The sequence below is a fragment of the Streptomyces sp. NPDC057617 genome, from assembly GCF_042800555.1.
GTDB lineage: Bacteria > Actinomycetota > Actinomycetes > Streptomycetales > Streptomycetaceae > Streptomyces.
This window is the reverse complement of sequence record NZ_JBHVGV010000015.1, coordinates 34,926-55,121: the sequence shown is the minus strand read 5'-3', so window position 1 is coordinate 55,121 and position 20,196 is coordinate 34,926. Positions and strand designations below refer to the sequence as shown.

The window sequence follows — 20,196 nt, the reverse complement described above, 5'->3', positions numbered from 1 at the left end:
GACCTCAAGGAAGGGGCACCTTCACCGGCGGGACCAAGGGAACAGCATGCCTGAGCGGGGTCAGCTCTGCCTTGGCGATCTGGCCGCGGGGCGTGTCGTATCAGGCATTGTCGCCGAAAGTATCGTCACGATTGTCGCAGTGCGGATGTTCGGGCCGACGGCGGCACAGGTGACCTACCGCCGTCCTGACGGCACCGTGGAGGAGCGGATCCTCTACGAGGAGGACGCCGAGCGACTGGCCGAGGTGGCCCCCGGCACGGCGGACCGGGGCTTCGACGCGGATCCCGGGCTGTTCCGACTGGCGGCCGAGGCACTGCGGATCCGGATGGCGGCACGCGGCGACGCGATGCTCGCTGTGTCCACGAGCCTCCTCGACCCGCTGCCCCACCAGATCCAGGCCGTCTACAACGAGCTGCTGCCTCGTACTCCGCTGCGCTTCCTCCTCGCCGACGACCCCGGCGCCGGAAAGACCATCATGGCTGGGCTCTACATCAAGGAGCTGGCGCTGCGCGGTGACCTGGAGCGCTGTCTGATCGTCGCACCGGGCGGGCTGGTCGAGCAGTGGCAAGACGAGCTGCTGGAGAAATTCGGCCTGGACTTCACACTGCTCACCCGGCAGCTGACCGACACGACGATCGACGGCAACGTCTTCGACCGGCATCCCCGGCTCATCGCGCGCATGGACGCCCTGGCCCGTTCCGAGGACCTGCGGCGACTGCTCGGGGAGAGCGGGTGGGACCTGGTCGTCGTGGACGAGGCGCACCGGATGAGCGCAAGCTACTTCGGCACGGAGCTGAAGACGACAAAGCGCTACGAGCTGGGCCGCCTCCTCGGCCGGCTCACCCGCCACCTGCTCCTGATGACCGCCACCCCGCACGCGGGCAAGGAGGAGGACTTCCAGCTGTTCATGACGCTGCTGGACAGCGACCGGTTCAGCGGCCGGTACCGGGCGGGCATCCACCGGCACGACGTCTCCGGCCTGATGCGCCGCATGATCAAGGAAGACCTGCTCACCTTCGATGGCAAGCGGCTCTTCCCCGAGCGCCGCGCCTACACCGTGCCGTACGAACTGTCGTCCGCCGAGCATGAGTTGTACGAGCAAGTCACGGAGTACGTCCGCCAGGAGATGAACCGGGCGGAGCGGCTGGACGGCCGGCGCGGCAACCAGGTCGGTTTCGCGCTCACCGTCCTCCAGCGCCGTCTCGCCTCCAGCCCGGCGGCGATCCACCGTTCCCTGGAGCGCAGAAGACTGCGGCTGGAGTCCCGCCGCCAGGAGATGCTGTCGGGTCAGCAGACGGTCTCCGTGCCTGCGTCCGTGCCGTCCGTTCCTGTCGAAGATGAGCTGGACGATCTGACCGGCGGCGAGCTGGAGGAGCTGGAGGAGCAGGTCGTCGACGCGGCGACCGCCGCCCGCACCCTCCAGGAGCTGGGGCTGGAGATCGCTGCGCTGAGCGAGCTGGAGCGGCTCGCCGCACGTGTCCTGGCCTCCGGCGACGACCGCAAGTGGCGGGAACTGTCCGGGCTGCTCCAGGACGACCCGCTGCTGCGGGACGAGAAAGGGCTGCCGCGCAAGCTGATCATCTTCACCGAGCACCGCGACACCCTCGACTACCTGTCCCGCCGTATCAGGACCCTGATCGGTCGCCCCGAGGCGGTCGTCGCCCTCCACGGCGGCACCCCGCGCCCGCACCGCCGTGACATCCGCGACGCATTCAACCAGGACCCCGATGTCCGTGTCCTCGTCGCCACCGACGCCGCTGGCGAGGGCCTGAACCTTCAGCGTGCCCACCTCATGGTCAACTACGACCTGCCGTGGAACCCCAACCGCATCGAGCAGCGCTTCGGCCGTATCCACCGCATCGGCCAGACCGAGGTCTGCCACCTGTGGAACCTGGTCGCCGCCGACACCCGCGAGGGCCAGGTCTTCCAACGGCTCCTCGACAAGATCGAAGCGCAGTCGAAGGCGTACGACGGCAAGGTCTACAACGTCCTCGGCGAACTCTTCGAGGGCGAGCCGCTGCGCGGCCTGCTCCTGGAGGCTATCCGCTACGGCGACCGGCCCGAGGTCAAGAGCCGTCTCGACCAGGTCATCGACGCCCGGGTCGGTGAACGGGCCGTAGATCTGATCAAGGGGCTCGCACTCGACGCCCATGTCATGGGCCTGGAGGACGTCGAGGCGGTACGGCTGCGCATGGAGGAGGCCCAGGCCAAGCGGCTGCACCCGCACTACGTACGAGCCTTCTTCCGCGACGCCTTCGACCGCCTCGGCGGTCACCTCAGGGCCCGGGAGAGTGGCCGGCACGAGATCACCCACATCCCGGCCGTCCTGCGCGACACGGGCCGCTTCGGGCTGGGGCTGGGCGGAGTCGTACAGCGCCGCTACGAGCGCGTCTGCTTCGACCGCGAACGCGTCACCGTCCCCGGCGCTGCCCGCGCCGACCTGATCGCCCCCGGGCACCCGCTCTTCGACGCCGTACTGGAGGAGACGGTCCACCGGCATGGGGACCTGCTCACGCGGGGCACGGTGCTGGTCGACGCATCCGATGCCGGGACTCGGCCGCGGCTGCTTACGGCCCTGGTCCAGGAGGTTGTCGACGGGCACGGGCGGTCGGTGGACCGTTCCTTCGCGTTCGTGGAACTGAGTCCCGACGGCACGGCCCACGACGCCGGACCCGCGCCCTATCTCGACTACCGCCCGCCCACGCCCCGGGAGGCCGAGGCGGCGGGAGTGCTCCTCAAGGAGAAGTGGCTACGGGACGGCGGCCCCGCCCGCGCCATGGAGTGGGCGGTACGGGAGGCGGTCCCCCAGCACCTCAACCGGACCCGGGAACGTCTCCTGCCCGTCATCGAACGCACCCGCGCCCAGGTCGAGCAGCGCCTGCGGCAGGAGATCAGCTTCTGGTACGCGCAGGCCGGGAAGCTTGAGTTGGACGTGGCGGAGGGCAAGAAGGTCCGCCACCGTCCCGAGACGGCCCGCGCCTGGGCCGAGGACCTTGAACGCCGCCGCGAGCAGCGGCTGGCAGCCCTGGACAAGGACCAGGCACTCCAGGCCCGCCCGCCGGTGGTGGCGGGCTGCGCCCTCGTCGTGCCGGTGGGCTGGTTGGTGGGGCACCTCGGCCCTGCCGAGACCCCGGCCGAAAGGGCCGTGTTGGACGCCCTGCATGCGGCCGACGGTTACGAGACCGACCGGCGGGCTGTGGCCGCGGTACTCGGTGCCGAGCGCGGCCTGGGCCGGGTCCCCGAGGAGATGGCCCACAACAATCCCGGCTACGACATCCGATCGCTTAGTGTTGACGGTCACCTCATGCACATCGAGGTTAAGGGCCGCCGGGAGGGAGCGGAGCACTTCTACGTCAGCCGCAACGAGGTCCTCGTCGCCAAGAACCGGGGCGAACACCACCGTCTCGCCCTGGTCTCCGTCAGCCCGCACGGCCCGGAGCACGACGAGATCCGGTACCTGACCGACGCCTTCGCCGACACAGACTTCGGCGATCTGAAGACCGAGGGTCTCCTGCTGTCCTGGCAGGACGCCTGGAACAAGGGAGGAACCCCGCAGTGAGCGGTGCAAGCGAAGAGACGGCCCCAGCCCCGGAGCGCCGCACCAAGCTCATCGAGGTCTCCCTCCCGCTGGAGGCGATCAACAGGGAGTCGGCCCGGGAGAAGTCCATCCGGCACGGGCACCCGTCCACGCTGCATTTGTGGTGGGCCCGTCGGCCGCTGGCGGCTGCCCGCGCGATGCTGTTCGCCCAGCTTGTGGACGACCCGGCTTCGCGGCCCGATCTCTATCGGGGGGAGGAGGAGCAGAAGGCCGCGCGGCAGGAGCTGTTCGACCTCATCGAGGAGATGGTCCCGTGGGAGGCCACGCGAGATGAACGGATCATGCGCAAGGTTCGGGAGAAGATCGCCGAGTCGCACGGCGACGGTCCGCTTCCGCCCGTCCTGGACCCGTTTGCGGGCGGCGGCACGATTCCGCTGGAGGCGCATCGGCTTGGGCTCCAGGCTTACGCCAGTGACCTGAATCCGGTCCCGGTCGTCATCAACAAGGCGCTGATTGAGATTCCGCCGAAGTGGGCTGGGCGTAAGCCGGTGTCGCCGACTGCGGAACTTCGTCATGAAGGGAGCTGGCGGGGGGCGAGTGGGCTTGCGGAGGATGTGCGGCAGTACGGGAAGTGGATGCGGGAGCGGGCGTACGCGAGCATCGGTAAGCATTATCCGAAGGCCAAGCTGGAGGACGGGACCGAGCGCCCGGTCATCGCTTGGCTGTGGGCGCGGACTGTGGCTTGCCCTGACCCGGCTTGCGGGGCCGAGATGCCGCTGGTGCGGTCGTTCTGGCTGAGCAAGAAGAAGGATCGGCCTCGTTACATCGTCCCTGAGCCCATGGACGGGCAGGTGACTTTCACGATCGGCGGCCCCGAGGGCGAGCCCCGCGAGGGAACCGTTGACGGCAAGGGCGCCGAGTGCCTGGTGTGCGGTAACCGGGCGACGCTGAAGTACGTCCGGGCCGAGGGGGTGGCCGGGCGGATGAGTGCTGTGATGATGGCCGTGGTTGCGGAGGGAAAGAGGCGGCGGATCTATCTGCCGCCCACGATGGAGCATGTGGGGGCGGCCGAGGTGGGGCGGCCTGCCAAGGTTCCGGAGTCCGAGTTGCCCGAGAAGGCGTTGAGCTTCCGGGTGCAGGCTTACGGGATGACGAAGCACGCCGACCTGTTCACGAACCGGCAGCTGCTTGCGCTGACCACCTTTGGCGACCTGGTTGGCGAGGCCCGCAAGAGGGTTGAGCGGGATGCACGGGGCGCTGGTATGGAGAAGGCCGAGGCGGCGGAGTATGGGAAGGCAGTGGCGCTGTACCTGGGTTTGGCGTCCAGCCGGGCGGCCGATTACTGTTCGACCATCTCCACGTGGTCGAGCAACCCCCAGAACGAGCTGGTGCGCAGCACGTTTGCGCGCCAAGCACTTCCCATGACCTGGGACTTTGCCGAAAGTAACGTCTTCGGCCCGTCGTCCGGGACTCTGGACATCATGGTCACTGCTGTCGGTAAGGCTCTCGAGCTGTTGCCTGCCGAGCAAGCCACGGGCAATGCGGTTCAAGCCGACGCAACCACCCGCTCCTACGATGACTACGTCATCAACACCGATCCCCCTTATTACGACAACATCGGCTACGCCGACCTCTCCGACTACTTCTACGTCTGGCTCCGCAGTTCCCTAAGCGATATCTACCCCGAGGTCATGAGCACGATCCTCACCCCCAAGGAGCCGGAGCTAATCGCCTCCCCGTATCGGCATGGTGGGAGCCGCGAGAAGGCCGAGGACCACTTCGAGCAGGGCTTCGTCGAGACCTTCACGCACATGCGCGCCGGCCACCACCCGGACTTCCCCCTCGTCGTCTACTACGCCTTCAAGCAGGCGGAAACCGACAACGAGAATGGCATCGCCTCCACCGGCTGGGAGACCATGCTGAACGGCCTCATCCAGGCTGGCTGGTCAGTCACCGGCACCTGGCCCGTCCGTACTGAGCGCTCCGGCCGTTCCATCGGCATCGGCACCAACGCCCTCGCCTCCTCCGTAGTCCTCGCCTGCCGCCCTCGCCACGTCACAGCTGGCTCCACCGACCGCCGCGGCTTCCTCCGCGCCCTGCGCAGTGAACTCCCCGAGAAGCTGCGGAAGTTGCAGGAAGGCAACCTCGCCCCCGTCGACCTCCCTCAGTCCGCGATCGGCCCTGGCATTGCCGTGTTCTCCCGGTACGCCAAGGTGACCGAGCCGGACGGTTCACCGATGCGCGTACGCACGGCACTCGGGCTCATCAACGACGTACTCGCCGACGTACTCAACGAACAGGAGGGCGAGTTCGACCAGGACACCCGGTGGGCGATCCGCTGGTTCGAGCAGTTCCACTGGGGGAAGGGCACGTTCGGGGACGCCGAGACGCTTGCCAAGGCGTACAACGTGTCCGTGAAGGGACTCGAGGACGCCCACATCACCGCGTCCGGCGACAGCAAGGTATGGCTAGTCGCCCCGGCCGACCTGCCCGAGTCGTACGACCCGGAGACAGACGTCCGTATCTCCGTGTGGGAGGCCGCAATGCACCTGTCCCGGGTGCTGGATGGGAAGGGCGCCCAGTCTGGCGTCGGACCGGCCGGTGAGCTGCTCGCCGGGATTAGGCAGCGGGGGGAGTTCGACGAGGACGCCATCCGGGACCTCGCTCATCTCCTCTACAGCGTCTGCGACCGGCGTCGCTGGTCGGAGAGCGGGCAGCGGTTCAACAACCTCGCTAGTGCCTGGTCCGACCTCCAGACCGAGGCCCGCGCGGCGGAGAAGCGCGGCCCGCGCAAGCCCCAGCACCAGCCCCTCTTCTGAACGCCAGGCTCACCCACAGGCACCCCGAAAGGCAGGACACCCGCACCATGGCGGTGAACAACCGAGACCGTGTCACCCGCATGATCGACATCCTCGCGGAGGGGCTGCTGCCCTTCCTGGAACGGGAGATGGCCAAGCGGCAGGGCGACAGCTGGTTCGAGGACGCGGAGAGCGAGGCCAGGGGACAGGGGAGGCAGATCGGCAAAAACGATCCGCAGTTCCTGCTAAACCTGCTCCAGCGGTACTGGAGCAACTACTTCCGGCACCTGCTGCCGGGCAGCGCCCGCGGGTTCGCCAGCGAGCTGAACGACGTACGCAACCGGTGGGCGCATCACGAGTCGTTCACCGCGGACGACACCCTGCGCGCGCTGGACACGGCGGAGCGGCTGCTGCGGGCCGTGCACGCGGACGCCGTACTCGTCGACCAGGTCCGGGAGTCGCGGCAGGCACTGCACCGGCAGGTGACGGAGGAGGAGACGAAAAAGGCGGCCCGCAAGGCGCGTGCCTTGCCGAGCGTGGCCGCCGAGGGGCTGCGGCCCTGGCGCGAGGTGCTCACCCCGCACCCGGACGTGGCGCGCGGCGACTTCAACGCCTCCGAGTTCGCCGCCGACCTGTGGCGGGTGGCGCGCGGGGAGGGCGCCGCCGAGTACACCGAACCGGAGGAGTTCTTCCAGCGGACGTATCTCACCGAGGGTCTGCGGGAACTGCTCGCCAAGTCGCTGCGCCGGATCAGCGGCGACCCGAACGCCGCCCCCGTCATCAACCTCCAGACCAACTTCGGCGGCGGCAAGACCCACTCGATGATGGCGCTGTACCACCTGTACGCGCCCGCCCTGAAGGCGAACCGGCTGCCGCAGGACCTTCAGGAGCTGATCGCCGCCGCGCCTGGCGGAGGACTGCCCGGCGGTCCGGTGCACCGGGCCGTGCTGGTCGGTAACGAGCTGGGTATCGGGCAGGCCGACGTCAAGGCCGACGGCACCACCGTCAACACCATGTGGGGCCAGCTCGCCTGGGGGCTCGGGGGCAGGCAGGCGTACGACATCATCGCCGAGGCCGACCGCACCAGCACCAGCCCCGGCACCGCCCTGCTCCAGGATCTGATCGCCGCGTACGCGCCCTGCGTCATCCTCATCGACGAATGGGTGCAGTACGCGGGTCCACTGCTCGGCAACAACCATCTGCCGGCCGGTTCCTTCGAGTCGCACTTCTCCTTCGCACAGTCCCTGACCGAGGCGGTCGCCTCCGTCGAGGGGGCCCAGTTGCTGGTCTCCATCCCGGCGTCCGTGACCGGTGAGATCAGTGCCGCCGACCAGTACGACATCGGCGGCGAGAACAACCGCACAGCCCTGGAGCGGCTGCAGAACGTCGTCCACCGCAAGGCTGACACCTGGCGGCCCGCGAGTTCCGACGAGTCCTTCGAGATCGTGCGCCGCCGTCTCTTCCAGACCCCCACCAGCGAGGTCCAGGCCGAGATCAACAAGGTGGCCCGGCTCTACACACAGTTCTACGGCACCGAGAAGCGCGAGTTCCCGGCCGGCTGCGACACCATGGACTACGAGCGGCGGATCAAGTCGACGTATCCCATCCATCCAGAGCTGTTCGCCCGGTTCTACGAGGACTGGTCCACGCTCCCCAAATTCCAGCGCACCCGCGGTGTGCTGCGACTGATGAGCACCGTCATCCACGCCCTGTGGCGGGACCAGAACCAGAGCCCCATGATCATGCCCGGTGACGTGCCGATACACGACACCCGTGTCAACCAGGAGCTGACGTACTACCTGGAGGACAGCTGGAAGCCGATCATCGACGCGGACGTCGACGGGCCCGGCTCCACCCCGGAGACCGTAGACGCCGAGAAGCCGGTCCTCGGGCAGCGCGGCATGAGCCGCCGTGTGGCCCGCACCGTCTTCATGGGCTCTGCTCCCCGGGTGCACGCCGCCCGCAAGGGCCTGTCCGAGGCGCACATCCGGCTGGGCATGGCCATCCCCGGCGAGCCACTGGGCAACTTCCGCACCGCGCTCAATGCCCTCGGTGATCGCTCCACCTACCTCTACGGCGACGGCGAACGCCACTGGTACGACATCCACGCCAACATCACCCGCACCGCCAAGGACGCGGCGGAGAAGCTCCTCGACGACCCCGACAAGGTGTGGGCGGACGTGGTGCGCCGACTCAGCCCGGTGCGGAGCGTGCGCGGTCAGTTCTTCACCGCCGTCCACGCCGCACCCCTGCCCGCGAGCGACATTCCAGACAACGACGGCGCCCGCCTCGTCCTGGTCCACCCTCGTTTCACCCACCGCAACGCCAAGAGCGTGCCCGACACCGAGGCCCTGCACTTTGTCCAGGAGGCCCTCGACCAGCACCGCTCAGCGACCCGGCAGCACCGCAACACCCTCGTCTTCCTCGCCCCCGACCGCAAGGAGATCGACGAGGTCGCCGAGGCCGTCCGCGAGTACCTGGGCTGGAAGCAGGTGCTCCAGCAGCACCTCCAGCTCGACCTGACAGACAATCAGCGGACCCAGGCCAGGACCCGTATGGAGAAGGCCGACGAAACGGTCAGCCTCCGTCTGGGCAAGGCCTACCGGTGGGTTCTCGTCCCCGAGCAGATCCCCGGCGCCAAGCTCGAGTGGGTCGACTTCAAGGTCGACCTGCCCACCATCGACGACGCCGCCCTCCAGGTCGGCGAACGTCTCAAGCGCCAGGGCATGCTCTACCTCCAGCAGGCCCCCGCCGTCCTCTATCAGCGGATCAAGGACGCGCTGGGCCAGGAGTGGAACCGGGATGGCCACATCTCCGTCGGCCGCCTGTGGGAGCTGCACACCAAGTACCCGTACATGAACCGGCTGCGCGACCGCTCGGTCCTCGATCAGGGCGTCGAGGACGTCCTCACCCACGTCACCTGGGAGACCGACGGCTTCGCCCTGGCCACCGGCCACGATCCGGGCACCGGCCGCTACGAGGGCCTCGTCCTGCCCTGCCGGGGAGGCTCCTTCGGCCAGATCACCGACTCCACCCTGCTGGTGCGGGCCGACCTCGCCGTCGCCCAGGAGGCCGCCGACCTGGCGGCAGCCGCCGCCCGGGATCAGGAACCGGCCGATCAGGAGGACGCCGACGACGGCACCGGTCAGGGCTCTGGCGGCCCGTCGCTGTCGCCCCGCCCCACGCCGGGTGGCCCGGCCCCCACGCCGACCCCGCTGCCCCGCGTCCCGACCCGCTTCTACGCCCACGCCCGGCTGGACACCGAGCAGTACAGCAAGCACGCCACGAAGTACGCCTTCGAGATCCTCCAGCACCTCGAAGCCATCGGCGCCGACGTAGAGATCACCGTCGAGATCCAGGCGACCGCGCCCGGCGGCTTCTCCGCGGACAAGGTGCGCACGCTCATCGAAAACGCCAACACCCTGAAGCTGCAAGCCCAGTTCGAGGAGGGGTAGGACAGGGCGGCCGGGCCGGGGTGGTGTGCCCCGACCCGACCTGATCGTTTCGGCAGCCTTTGGCACTCTCGATAGGCTGGTCGACCGACGTCATCCACATCAGCCACGGGGGAGCACAGGCATGGCCGCACGCAACCGGGACAGAGTCGTCCACTTCTACGAGATCGCCGACGCCGACGCCCCTGACGGCTCCCGTCTCCCGCACCGCGACTGGGCAGCGCATATCCGCAGTCTGTGCGCCCAGCCGCCGCCGCAGCGCACCGCACGCGGCGCGGGGGACGGTGCGCTGATCGGAGCCGTCGACCCTCACCAGACCGCCCCCCATCTGCTCCTGGCCAAGGTCCGCCAGGACGTACCGCAGCTCATCGACCATGTCGACGGCACTCTGAGCCGTCTCCAACTCGCCGCGGACAAGGAGTTGGTGGACGTCACCACGGTGTACTTCCTCCCCTTCGGCAACGTCATCGCCACCATGACGGGCGGCATCTCGGCACCTAGAGCCCAGGCGCTGAAGCGCTGGTTCGACGAGATGCATGTGGCAGCTCCCGACGTCCCTAACGTCGCTCTGCGGCCGGTGGTCAACGCCCGCTCCCGGGAGAAGCTCGCGCACGCCGCGGCCATCGAGAAGCTGACCGTGAAGATCGCCCCTGAGCCGCACGACAGTCCCTCCGCCCTGCGCGCCAGCTCCGACCTCGGCACCGCTCTCAGCCGTCTGCATGAGGACAACCCGGACATGGTGATCACCCTGACCCTGGAGGTGCCGAAGAAGCCCGGCATCCTGTCGCCGCGCCGTCGTTCGCGTGGCCACGGCCAACTCCTCAGTTCGACCCGGGTGTTCGCCAACGACATCGAGGACTGGCTGGACAATTCCGACGCCGTCGACACCGCTGCTGCCCGGGCCCGCATGGAAGCGTGGCACAGCGAGGCCGAAGACGAGAAGATCGACTTCGTCAGCGAGCGCATCACCGCGAAGTGCGTCGTGCCGTTCTCCTCCGGCGACGGCCACGCCATCGACCTCCAGGTGGCCCTGAACGAACTGGAACGGGCCTCCCACGAGAACGAAAGGGTGCTGCGGGCCGCTGTCAGTGCTGACCTCTAGCCTGGAAGGCAGCCGGGGCGAAAGCCCTGGTGGGGGCGCGGGGGAGAGGCTGGAATGGCAAGCCTGGTGGAGACAGCACGCGGACTACTACACAGATGGCGGTCAAGGCCGGCGACGGACTGGCTGCTGACTGCAGTCGCCCTCGGCGGGCATGGTCTGATAGTCGCGCTGACCGGACGCGGCGACATCCTCGGTGCGCCCGGCCGCGAACAACGCCTAACGATCTACACCACCGGCGCAACCGTCGTTGCACTGGTCGGCAGCTTCGTCACTGCCGCGATTGCCCAATACGCTTCCGCCACCGGCCGCCGGATGCGGGTTCTGCGCACTGCGCCACACCTTGCCTCACAGTTCCGGCGGAATTGGGTGAGCGTCCTATCAGCCACCCTGCTCATCTCCGGTGTCTGCCTGCTCGCAACCGCCCTCGATACTACCGAGGCCGACCCTGGGGGCGTCCACTGGACTGTGGAAGGTGTTTTGCTCCTTGGTGCGGCCCGGGCCTACCGCCTGCTGTGGCTGTTCAACTCCGTCATCCAGGCAACGGACAGAGACCTAGCAGACTCCCCACAGCCGGCGACCCAGCATCCCTCTTCTTCTGCCCTCGGGTAATCTTCCCTACCCGGGGACAACTGCTGCCGAAGCAGCTCACCCTGCCCCCACTGTCATCGGCTGTTGGGGCACGCACCATCTCGGGTAGCTGTCAGTTGTGATTGGCGCCCCGTCACACGGCCCTGGCCTACGTCCTATGTGGGTAGCTCGGCGCTGGCCCTCCACGATGGCTCTGAGCTGCGGGAAGTCCGCATCAAGATGGTCGTGGATTGCATTGCATCTCTGGCCCGTTCCGTCCCACCTCACAGACGGCGAAGTCCGCGGAGTCCGAACACATGCAGCGCCTGCGCCGCCTCCCGCACGGCAAGTACGTGGCCCACAGCCAGGCCGCCGGCGTCCGGCACCAGATCCGGAACGTCGTGCGGCTCCTGGAGTAGCTCCATCAACAGAGCACGCCCCTCACCCAGTGCAACCCAAGACCATCTGGGCGCTTGGCTCGAGAGACCCACCTAGCGGGCCTGTGTGCTCCTTCCTACTCTGGACCAGCCGACGCGGCCACGCCGCGCCACTGCACGTCGCACTCTGCTTGAGGGACTTCACCCACGCACGTCATCGCCCAAGGCCAGCGATGGGCCTTGGTGCGACGCCTCGCAGGGGGGCGGCGCCAAGGCCATGCCGTGACCATCCCACGCGACAAACCAAAGTGGCTGCTCCCGGGCGGCTTCCCAGGGCCAGTCCCTGGCCCCGCGCAACTTGGATAACAGGCTTCGTTCGGATCCGTATCCGCCCCCGGGTCGCGCGTTACGCGACGCTCATAGAGATCGCCTCCGAGCTGCCGCCCTACGTCTTCAGCCAACTGCTCGGCTTCCGCCAGAGCACTGGCGACGACTGGGACCGCGACCGCGAACGCAAGGGCTTAGGCCCCGAGTACGCCACCGCCCTCAACCGCGGATTGACACGCATTCCGCACCCCACCAGCCGTCGGGATGACTGATTGCCGCGTCGGGCAGGATGGGTTCCCATGACGGGTGGGCGAGACACGCTCATAGAGCTGCTGCAGCATGCGGGGCTGAAAGTCGTGGGGCACTGGCCGATCGAGAAGGTATTGCCGCCCTGAGCCGCTTAAGCCGATGCGCATGCCGTCTGTCATGCGAGTCAGCGTTGTGAGCGGCCTGCGGTAGCGAGCCTGATTGAGGATGCCGCCGCGCTCTGTTGGTCAGACCCAGCCCAGCAACCCCAACACCGCACGCTGGACCGGTTGGATGCCTGGCGCCGCATGCTCTGCGGCGTAAGAAAGGCCGACGGCTGGTTCGGAGGGAACCCAGAGCTTCCCGCCCGCCCGGTCCCTGTGCGAATCAATCCGCGCCACGCTGTCCACGTCCTCGCCCACGACCCCAGCACTTGATCGTGCGGTGGGGGCGCCCACTTGCACATCCGCCAGACGCCGTCACCCGCACCTGCAACGAACGGTTGTCGCCCAGAAGGGACGACTCACGATCTCGTTGTCCATGTGACCGTCGCCAGCCCCCGAGAACAAGCAGTTCACGGGTTTGCCTCACCGATCACTGCGAGCCCGACACTTCGGAGAATCCCCATAGGAATAATTGGTGGTAGTATTTCGAGGCCTGATAGGAGGTGATGGGTGGTGGCCGATGATCTGCGGGCGCAGCCGGCGATGCTCACGCTTGTTCGTGAGTCCCGTGGCATGACCCAGACCGATGTGGCCGTCGCGATGGCCGAGGCATCGAGAGACGCGGGCACCCAGGTGTCCCAGGGGTACGTGAGCAAGGCCGAGTCGGGGCGCCTGCCGGTTACGGGTGAACGGCTGGACCTGTATGCCGCCGCGCTTTCCTATCCGCCGGATCTCCTATGCCTGGACCCGCAGGTGCATGGGGTGGGCGTCGGGCTGATCCACCACCGCAAGCGAGCCTCCCTGCCGGTAGGGGCGTTGCGCCGCATCCATGCGGAGCTTGCCTTGACCCGGATCCAGCTCAACGGTCTGTACGGTGCCGCTGCGGAAGAAAACCTGGAAGCGGATTTCCCCCGGGTTGAGCTGCACGACCTGGTCACACCAAGGGATGCCGCCCGTACGGTGCGCAAGCGATGGGGCCTGCCCGCCGGGCCGGTGGTCGACGTCGTGCGCTCCGCGGAGGACGCCGGGGCACTAATCGTCCTGCGCGATCTGGAGAGCGACCTGCTCGACGCGGTGAGCCAGTGGACTCCCGGTCAAGCCCCGCTGTTCCTCGTCAACAGCCGTGCGCCCGGAGACCGCTGCCGGTTCAGCGTGGCCCACGAGATCGGTCATGTCGTCATGCACTCTGAGCCGGGATCCGGCCCAGAGCAAGAGAAGCAGGCCGATGCCTTCGCCTCGGAGTTCCTGATGCCCGCGAAGGACATCCGCGCGGAGTTCGCCAACGGCGTCAACATCACCAAGCTGGCCAGCCTCAAACGTAGTTGGCGGGTCTCCATGAGCGCCCTGCTGCGCAGGGCTATGTCGTTGAACGCCATCACCGAGTGGCAGTACCGCACGGTCATCATCGAAATGTCGGCCCTGGGATACCGCACCGCCGAACCGGTGCATGTTCCCCTCGAAGAGCCCTGTCGCGTGCCGTTCCTCGTCGACAGGCTGATGGAAGAACGCACTTTCACCACGGAGCAGGCGGCCGCAAGCGCCCACCTGCTTCCCGAGGATTTCGTGCGCCTCTACCGCGAAGGCAACCGCCTGCTGTCCATGAACCCTCCTCGAAGGTGACGACATGACCGATTCCTCCGCGTCCACCCCCCTGCCACCCCGCAACGTCTCCGCACCGTCCGACCGCTCGGCCGACGCATCGTTGTTGCCTACCAGCCCTCTAGACGGCCGCCTACTGCTGCATGTCTCGGTTTCCCGTCTCTGGCAGGTCCGCGACCACGTCGACACCAACCGCGGCGGCCTGGTGCTGTGCGGGAACGAGGCCATCAACAAGGCTATGGAACTGAATCGGCAGGGCTTCAACGCGCCGCTGCTTGTGGACCCTGAGCTGTACACGTCTCACGTCGCTACGGAGGAGGCGCCCTTCCCACAAACCGAGGGGGAGGGATTCTCTTTCGAGGACCCGCTGTTCGACGACCCGCTGCAAATGTCGCTGTATCGGCAGCGCGCCGCGGGTGTCACCGCCGCGATCACTCCGACCGGCTACATCCAGGCGGAGGACTCCGACGCCCTGCTAGCTGCCGCCCGGCAGGTCAACGCCCTGGACGATCCCTCTGTCATCTTCGCCGCACCCGTCGACGTCGGCTGGCTGCAGGAAGACGACTGCGTGGGCCAGCTCATCGGCGCACTCAACCTGATCAAGGGACCCAAAGCCCTCATGCTCGGCGGGCAGATGGACCCGCTTGGCCGCTTCCCCCAAGCCGTGGGCAACCTTCGCCGGATCCTGGCGTCCGTGCCCGGGGTCGCTCTGATGCGCACCGACCTGGCTGTTTTCGGTGCCCTGGCCCACGGCGCGTCGTTCGGATCCTACGGAGCGATCAGTTCACTGCGGCACATCGTCCCACCCGGTCAGCCGACCCAGTCGAGCAAGGCAATCATGCGCGCCCCCCACGTACTCTTCCCCGAGCTGATGGGCTTCTTCATGGGCTCGAAGATCGCCGACAGCTTTGCCTCAACGGACAGCCCTCTGTGCTACTGCCTGGTCTGCGAGGGTGACGGTCTGGACCGGTTCACCAGCATGCTCGGAGAGCACCAGCGCCAAGCTGCGGCACATAACGTCGAGGTCATGGGGACCTGGCTGCGTACAGTGATGGCCGCCGCACCCGGATACGAACGCCAGACACGGTGGCACGAACTGTGCCGCGCCGCCGTCGAGCACTACCCCATCCTGAACGCGTCAATCGACCAGAAGCGTCCGTTCAAACCCGACGTGCAACTCAAGCGTTGGGCTTCGCTCATCCCGGACGTGCCCCTCACCAGCAACTCGGCGTCGGCCGGTCAGCGCACCCGCTGATACAGCTCTTCGATGAATCTCCACGCCGCGGCCGTGTGACGCCGCGGCCGGTAGGCGCGCGGCTCCAGCACCAGCTCGACTCCGGAGAGCGAGTCGACAAGCACCCCTACCCCGTAGAACGAGGCCTCGTTGAGCAAGTCGTCCATCCGCGGGGCCGGACGCCGCAGCAGAACAGCTCGGCTACAGAACGGGGCGAAACGAGTAGCGGCTTCCAGCCCCCGCCTCGGCTGCTGGGCGGTCACGACAACCAGGTCCACATGCAACGGGCGTACAGCGTGGCGGGTGACGTCATGTCCATCCCAGTCCGCGGAGCCAACCGGTAGCCTACGCACGGCCGCCCTGTCCTTCGAGCTCAGCGAATTAAGGGGCACGGGCATGTCCACCGGCAGCGTCAACAACGTCTCCAGCGGTCCCATACCGGTCAGTCCTTTCATCCCGGCGCGCCGCCGGCGAGTGTGCTCGGTGGCGTCGAACCGGTAGAAGACCAGGGCGTCGGATCCGAGCAGGGAAAGCATCTTCGCGTGGCCATTGGGGTGGATCAGAGCGCCGGAAGCGGCTCTGACCGAACTACCCACTGCACTACTCGCCGCGACTGCCATAGATCCCACCCTGCCCTATCGCGATTCCGATGCCGCCAGGGCATCCCATCTACTCCACCTGCGCAGGCGACGTCTCCTCAGCCAAACAGTCCAGCAGTGGCCGAAGAAACGGCCACAGCGAGGACTGCGCCGTTATTCGGTGCCAGCGACGCCGCTCCCCAGCGACCGCAGGGAGGGCTTCCGCCAGCCCCAGGGACATCAGTGCCCCCATCGGAGCCCGGTAGACGCTCGACTGCACGCCATACCGGACGGCGAGATCTCCCATACAAACCCCTTGAGTACCTGCGTGCGCAAGCGCCAGCATCAGCTCGGCACGGTAACGATTACCGAACAGCTTCGCGGAGACGCGGCGCATCTGCTCAGGAGGCATGATTAATGATTCATTAATCATGCCTCCTGCGTCAAGCAGAAGTGGATGCAGTGCCGGGCGATGCTGCCTCACGTAGAAGCCCTCGCGGAACACACGTCAGCCGAACGCGAGCGCGAAGAGCCGCCTTGAACGATGTACCGCCAGATGTACCCAGGATCCAGCGAAAGCCGCCGCACCGGGCGACCGTCCTCTCACGGCCGCGCGCCGCAGCAACCTCGCACACCGGATCCCACAGCGAAACACCCGGAATCTTCTGCGGGCTGAACAGTTCCATCGCCCGCCAGTAGCCGACCACCACTGCCCGACGCTTTCACTCGCCCGCCATCCCACCCCCGGCCCTGCCTGCCGTGCAACGCCGCGGCCATAAGAGGCCTCTCGGCACGAACTCACCCTTCCGCGCCACCCCGCATGCAATTGGAATTGCGCCCGAGTCATGGTGTTGCTGTGACCGTTCCCGCTCCGCGTCTGAAGAGAATCGTTCTCGTCGCTCTACTCGACCGCTGCCGCAAGACAGTGCTGCTGGTGGAGCGTGCAGGCGCCTTGTCTCCCCTTGCGGGGAGGGCCGGATGCAGATCCTCCTACCAACAAGCCGCCGAGGCCGTCACACGGGCAAGGTCACAGTCCCTCTCAGTGCGCTACGGAGCGGTGACCGGGCATATGTGGGCTTCGGGGCCCGAGCCGCCGTCTGGTGCGCGGATCGAGCATCGGCTGCTGCTGTCGATCCCGGACGCTCCATTGTGCGTGGATACCGTGCGGACGCTCGCGTCGGCGGGCCCGTTGTCCGGGCGGTGGTGGACTCCGGCCGGGCTTCGGGAGTCCGAGGTACCGGTCTTTCCCCCGGAGCTGCCGGATGTGGTGGACGGTTACTGGGAGGGATGGCTTCCAGACGGGCCGATCACCTTGGACTGGCCGTGAGCTCCACGGCCTCCGACTGCGGCCCGAAAACGGCATCGCCGGGTCCCCCGTTCTCCAAAGACACAATCAGCGGCCACTGCCCAGCACCAGTACGAACGTTCGCACCTTCCCAGGGCTCGTCCTCATCGACTGGATCAGCTTTGAGCACTGCGCGACCGAGGAGTCCCGCTCCCGCACCCACTGTCGGACCGAGAGCACTGCTGCTGGTGGGTCTTGTCCGCCGGAAACACGGCCGAGCAGGCCAGCATGAGGTCAAACGGCTGGGGCCCGGTGGTCCAGCTGGCGACGCTCGTCATCGACCGGGCGTCTGTCCCGAGGATGCGCAGCCTGTACGAGGCATGCCTGCGCTACGGCATCCGTGTCCAGCATTCGACGTCCTCCCGCCCGGGTGAGCGTTCCCGGGCCAAGGGCATGGTGTCCCATCTCGTCCGTAGCTTCAGCGGGCACGCCCAGTCCGTCGCTCCGGTCCTGCGGAGCCGGACAGCGGAGGAGGTGCAGGAACTGCTGGACACGTGGTCGCTGCACGTGTGGCCGGGCACCGGACTCCCAGGACTCGGCGTGCAAGGCTCCAGGGCCGCGCGTACCCCCCGCCGAGCTTTACGAGAGCCTGGTCGCGCGAGCGGGGTGAATCGCCACCCCCCTGCCCCCGCAGGAGTTCACCGCCCTCCTCCCCGTGACACGGAGGGTCGTCGGTCCATCGGGCATGCGCCTGCTCGGCCGGACCTACGACAGCCCCGCGCTCGACGCCCTTCGGCATCGCAAGGTATCCCCCGGGGGGGCACCGCCCGTTAGTTGTCCGCTGGGAGCCGTACGACACACGCCGGATCTGGCTGCGGATGCCCTACGGACTCTGGACCACCGTGCCCGCCAGCAACCATGCCGCCGGTGACACGCCGTCACCTTCTCATAGAGCCGCCCTGCCCTCTGAGTGCCACACCTCGCCATACCTCCCAACCTCCCGGTCGGGCGCCACGCCTTCGGCCAACACTGTCCACAGCGGGACATTCCAGGTGCGGCTGCTCGCCCCCTCCGAGCCCGATATTCCGGAAACCCTCCCCGCCGATGTCGACCGAGACCGCATGGCCTATCACGCCCGGCTCACCGTCATCGCACCCGACGTCGCACAGGCAGAAGAGCTGGTATTGCTGAACGAACACGCGACCGGCGCCCGGCACGGCATGCTCCTGTACGGACCTGCCGGTACCGGCAAGACCATTGCCTTGACCGAGATCATCCGCCACCACCGCATCCGGCTGCGGCGCCTTCCGGAGCCGCACCGCAGCGCTTCCCCGCTGGTGTACGTTCACGTACCTCCGGCGGCCACACCGCGCATGCTCATCGTGGAGCTGGTACGCGGCCTAGGAATCCCCTTCCGGGCAGGATGCAGCAGCCCGGAACTGGCCCGCCTCGCCGAAGAAGCTTTGAAGGACTGCCCTCCCGCGCTCGTCCTCGTTGACGAAGCACACAACATCCGTCCCGCCAGCCCCGCGGCGGCCTCCGTTCGCGACATGCTCGACTACCTGTGCGACCGCGTGCCCGCCACCTTCATCTATGCCGGCATCGGTACCACCGATTCCCTCACCAGCGCGGTCACGGTCGCCGCACACCGGCGCCTCATCCCCGTCGTCGTGCACGCTCTCATAGAGGGCGAAGCATGGCGTGCCTTCATCGCCGAAGTGGAGCAGGCCCTGCGGCTACGCGAGCATACTGTCGGCACGCTGCAGCACGCGGACCTCCTGCACCGCCTCACAGCAGGCACCCCGCTCCGCGTCTCCTACCTGCTGGGCAGTGCCGCCATCCAAGCCATCCGCGACGGCACGGAGCGCATCACCGGACAGGCGCTCACCGCACTCTTCGCCCCGTGGTCCCTCCAGGACCTCAACTCGCGATAGCCAAAGCAACCTTTCGTCACTTTGGCCATCTTCCGCAGGACAAATCCTTGAGAGCTGCCCCGGGCCGGCCACAAGTTGACCCGGGAGCGAATGGTCCACGATTTACCCCGCGGCAGTTAATTCACACACATATCCCACACCCGAACAAAAAAATCATTAAATTACGGCGTATGCACACCCTCTCTCCCCTTTCGGGAAAGCACTTCCCGAAAGGGCAGACACGCACGTGCTCTGCCCTCTACGGTGAAGCCATGGTTCAGCAGCCGAACCCCGATGGCAGCACCGATAACACCCTTGAAGAAATCGGGCAGTTGGCACCCCAGTGCGACATTCTCATGCGGGAATATGAGCAGCAGATCAGCGAACTGGAGGCCTCACTGCGCGAGGTGAGGGACAAGCACGCACAGGTCGCCTCCGTACGCGAAGAGACGCGCACAGCGCTGGCGAGCGTGCACTCGGTGCGAGACCGCGCCGAGAAGCTTGGCCTGCTGACCTTCAGCCCGCCCGGAACATCCCACTTGCGTGTTGTACCGGACGCCCCCGCCACTCCTGCACCGTCGGCCGACACGCCGACGTCACGGGTGTTCCTTGTACGTGGCGAGAAGACCAAGCAGATCCTTACCCTCCTCGCCACTCGGCCCGACGCCCTCTGGGCGAGCGGGGACGTGGCCACCCTTCTGGGGCTGGCCAAGGACGACAGGGAGGGCCGCAGAAGACTGCGGGGCACCATCCGGAACTTGGCCGACCGCGGCATGCTGGAGCGCGTCCTCGGCGAAGGAGGAAAAAACACCTACTACCGACCGCTGCTCAACTGGAAATTCGAGCACACCACGTAAACCGAAACTCACCGACTCACCCAGTCGTCTATGACCGCCGCCGCAGAATATTTCCCCGGTTGCACCCGGGGTCCGCGGCGACGGTCGGCCCGCTAAGGCCGTTCTCGACACTACCCGGCTCCCGCCGGGCACGTCGGGCATTCGGCCAATTCATCCTGC

11 protein-coding genes are annotated in these 20,196 nt (G+C 67.4%); 9 read left to right on the top strand and 2 right to left on the bottom strand.

The annotated features are described in order from the left end of the window. The first annotated feature begins 46 nt into the window (after positions 1-46). The 7 genes from ACFU9P_RS30070 to ACFU9P_RS30040 all read left to right on the top strand — a co-directional run bounded on the left by ACFU9P_RS30070 (position 47) and on the right by ACFU9P_RS30040 (position 15,425). Positions 47-3,559 (top strand): helicase-related protein, encoded by a 3,513-nt coding sequence (locus ACFU9P_RS30070; protein WP_384086834.1) that lies wholly within the window; start codon positions 47-49, stop codon positions 3,557-3,559. Beyond that, positions 3,556-6,357, top strand: a complete 2,802-nt coding sequence (locus ACFU9P_RS30065; protein ID WP_384086831.1) for a DUF1156 domain-containing protein — start codon at positions 3,556-3,558, stop codon at positions 6,355-6,357. The genes ACFU9P_RS30070 and ACFU9P_RS30065 overlap by 4 nt, the downstream gene beginning before the upstream one ends. A 47-nt stretch (positions 6,358-6,404) precedes the next feature. Beyond that, positions 6,405-9,791, top strand: a complete 3,387-nt coding sequence (locus ACFU9P_RS30060; protein ID WP_384086829.1) for a Swt1 family HEPN domain-containing protein — start codon at positions 6,405-6,407, stop codon at positions 9,789-9,791. Between the two features lie 121 nt (positions 9,792-9,912). Continuing rightward, positions 9,913-10,890, top strand: a complete 978-nt coding sequence (locus ACFU9P_RS30055) for a hypothetical protein (protein ID WP_384086826.1) — start codon at positions 9,913-9,915, stop codon at positions 10,888-10,890. Positions 10,891-10,944: 54 nt separating this feature from the next. Then, positions 10,945-11,499, top strand: coding sequence for a hypothetical protein (locus tag ACFU9P_RS30050; protein ID WP_384086825.1), 555 nt, complete (start codon positions 10,945-10,947; stop codon positions 11,497-11,499). 1,585 nt (positions 11,500-13,084) lie between these two features. Further along, positions 13,085-14,191: an ImmA/IrrE family metallo-endopeptidase gene (locus ACFU9P_RS30045; protein ID WP_384086822.1), complete on the top strand. Its 1,107-nt coding sequence runs from the start codon at positions 13,085-13,087 to the stop codon at positions 14,189-14,191. A 4-nt stretch (positions 14,192-14,195) separates the two neighbouring features. After that, entirely contained in the window at positions 14,196-15,425 is a 1,230-nt protein-coding gene (locus ACFU9P_RS30040; RefSeq protein WP_384086819.1) for a hypothetical protein, read from the top strand. On the opposite strand, the gene ACFU9P_RS30035 is transcribed toward ACFU9P_RS30040, so the two are convergent. Together ACFU9P_RS30035 and ACFU9P_RS30030 are read right to left on the bottom strand one after the other, a co-directional pair. Continuing rightward, on the bottom strand, positions 15,410-15,571 hold the full coding sequence (locus ACFU9P_RS30035) for a hypothetical protein (protein WP_384086816.1): 162 nt from the start codon (positions 15,569-15,571) through the stop codon (positions 15,410-15,412). The two genes, ACFU9P_RS30040 and ACFU9P_RS30035, sit on opposite strands and share 16 nt — an antisense overlap. Positions 15,572-16,073: 502 nt before the next feature. After that, positions 16,074-16,415 carry a hypothetical protein gene (locus tag ACFU9P_RS30030; protein ID WP_384086813.1) on the bottom strand — a complete coding sequence of 114 codons (342 nt, stop codon included), beginning with the start codon at positions 16,413-16,415 and terminating at the stop codon, positions 16,074-16,076. Positions 16,416-18,319: 1,904 nt separating this feature from the next. Here ACFU9P_RS30030 and ACFU9P_RS30025 point away from each other — a divergent pair. Both ACFU9P_RS30025 and ACFU9P_RS30020 read left to right on the top strand, forming a co-directional pair. Then, positions 18,320-19,201: a TniB family NTP-binding protein gene (locus ACFU9P_RS30025; RefSeq protein ID WP_384086811.1), complete on the top strand. Its 882-nt coding sequence runs from the start codon at positions 18,320-18,322 to the stop codon at positions 19,199-19,201. 251 nt (positions 19,202-19,452) lie between these two features. Continuing rightward, positions 19,453-20,037 carry a hypothetical protein gene (locus ACFU9P_RS30020; protein ID WP_384086808.1) on the top strand — a complete coding sequence of 195 codons (585 nt, stop codon included), beginning with the start codon at positions 19,453-19,455 and terminating at the stop codon, positions 20,035-20,037. Positions 20,038-20,196: the final 159 nt, after the last annotated feature.

Excerpts from the sequence above, each read along its gene's own strand:
- ACFU9P_RS30070 (WP_384086834.1), top strand. The coding sequence starts at position 47 with ATGCCTGAGCGGGGTCAGCTCTGCCTTGGCGATCTGGCCGCGGGGCGT.
- ACFU9P_RS30060 (WP_384086829.1), top strand. The coding sequence starts at position 6,405 with ATGGCGGTGAACAACCGAGACCGTGTCACCCGCATGATCGACATCCTC.
- ACFU9P_RS30055 (WP_384086826.1), top strand. The coding sequence starts at position 9,913 with ATGGCCGCACGCAACCGGGACAGAGTCGTCCACTTCTACGAGATCGCC.
- ACFU9P_RS30050 (WP_384086825.1), top strand. The coding sequence starts at position 10,945 with ATGGCAAGCCTGGTGGAGACAGCACGCGGACTACTACACAGATGGCGG.
- ACFU9P_RS30040 (WP_384086819.1), top strand. The coding sequence starts at position 14,196 with ATGACCGATTCCTCCGCGTCCACCCCCCTGCCACCCCGCAACGTCTCC.
- ACFU9P_RS30035 (WP_384086816.1), bottom strand. The coding sequence starts at position 15,571 with ATGGACGACTTGCTCAACGAGGCCTCGTTCTACGGGGTAGGGGTGCTT.
- ACFU9P_RS30030 (WP_384086813.1), bottom strand. The coding sequence starts at position 16,415 with ATGATTAATGAATCATTAATCATGCCTCCTGAGCAGATGCGCCGCGTC.
- ACFU9P_RS30020 (WP_384086808.1), top strand. The coding sequence starts at position 19,453 with ATGGTTCAGCAGCCGAACCCCGATGGCAGCACCGATAACACCCTTGAA.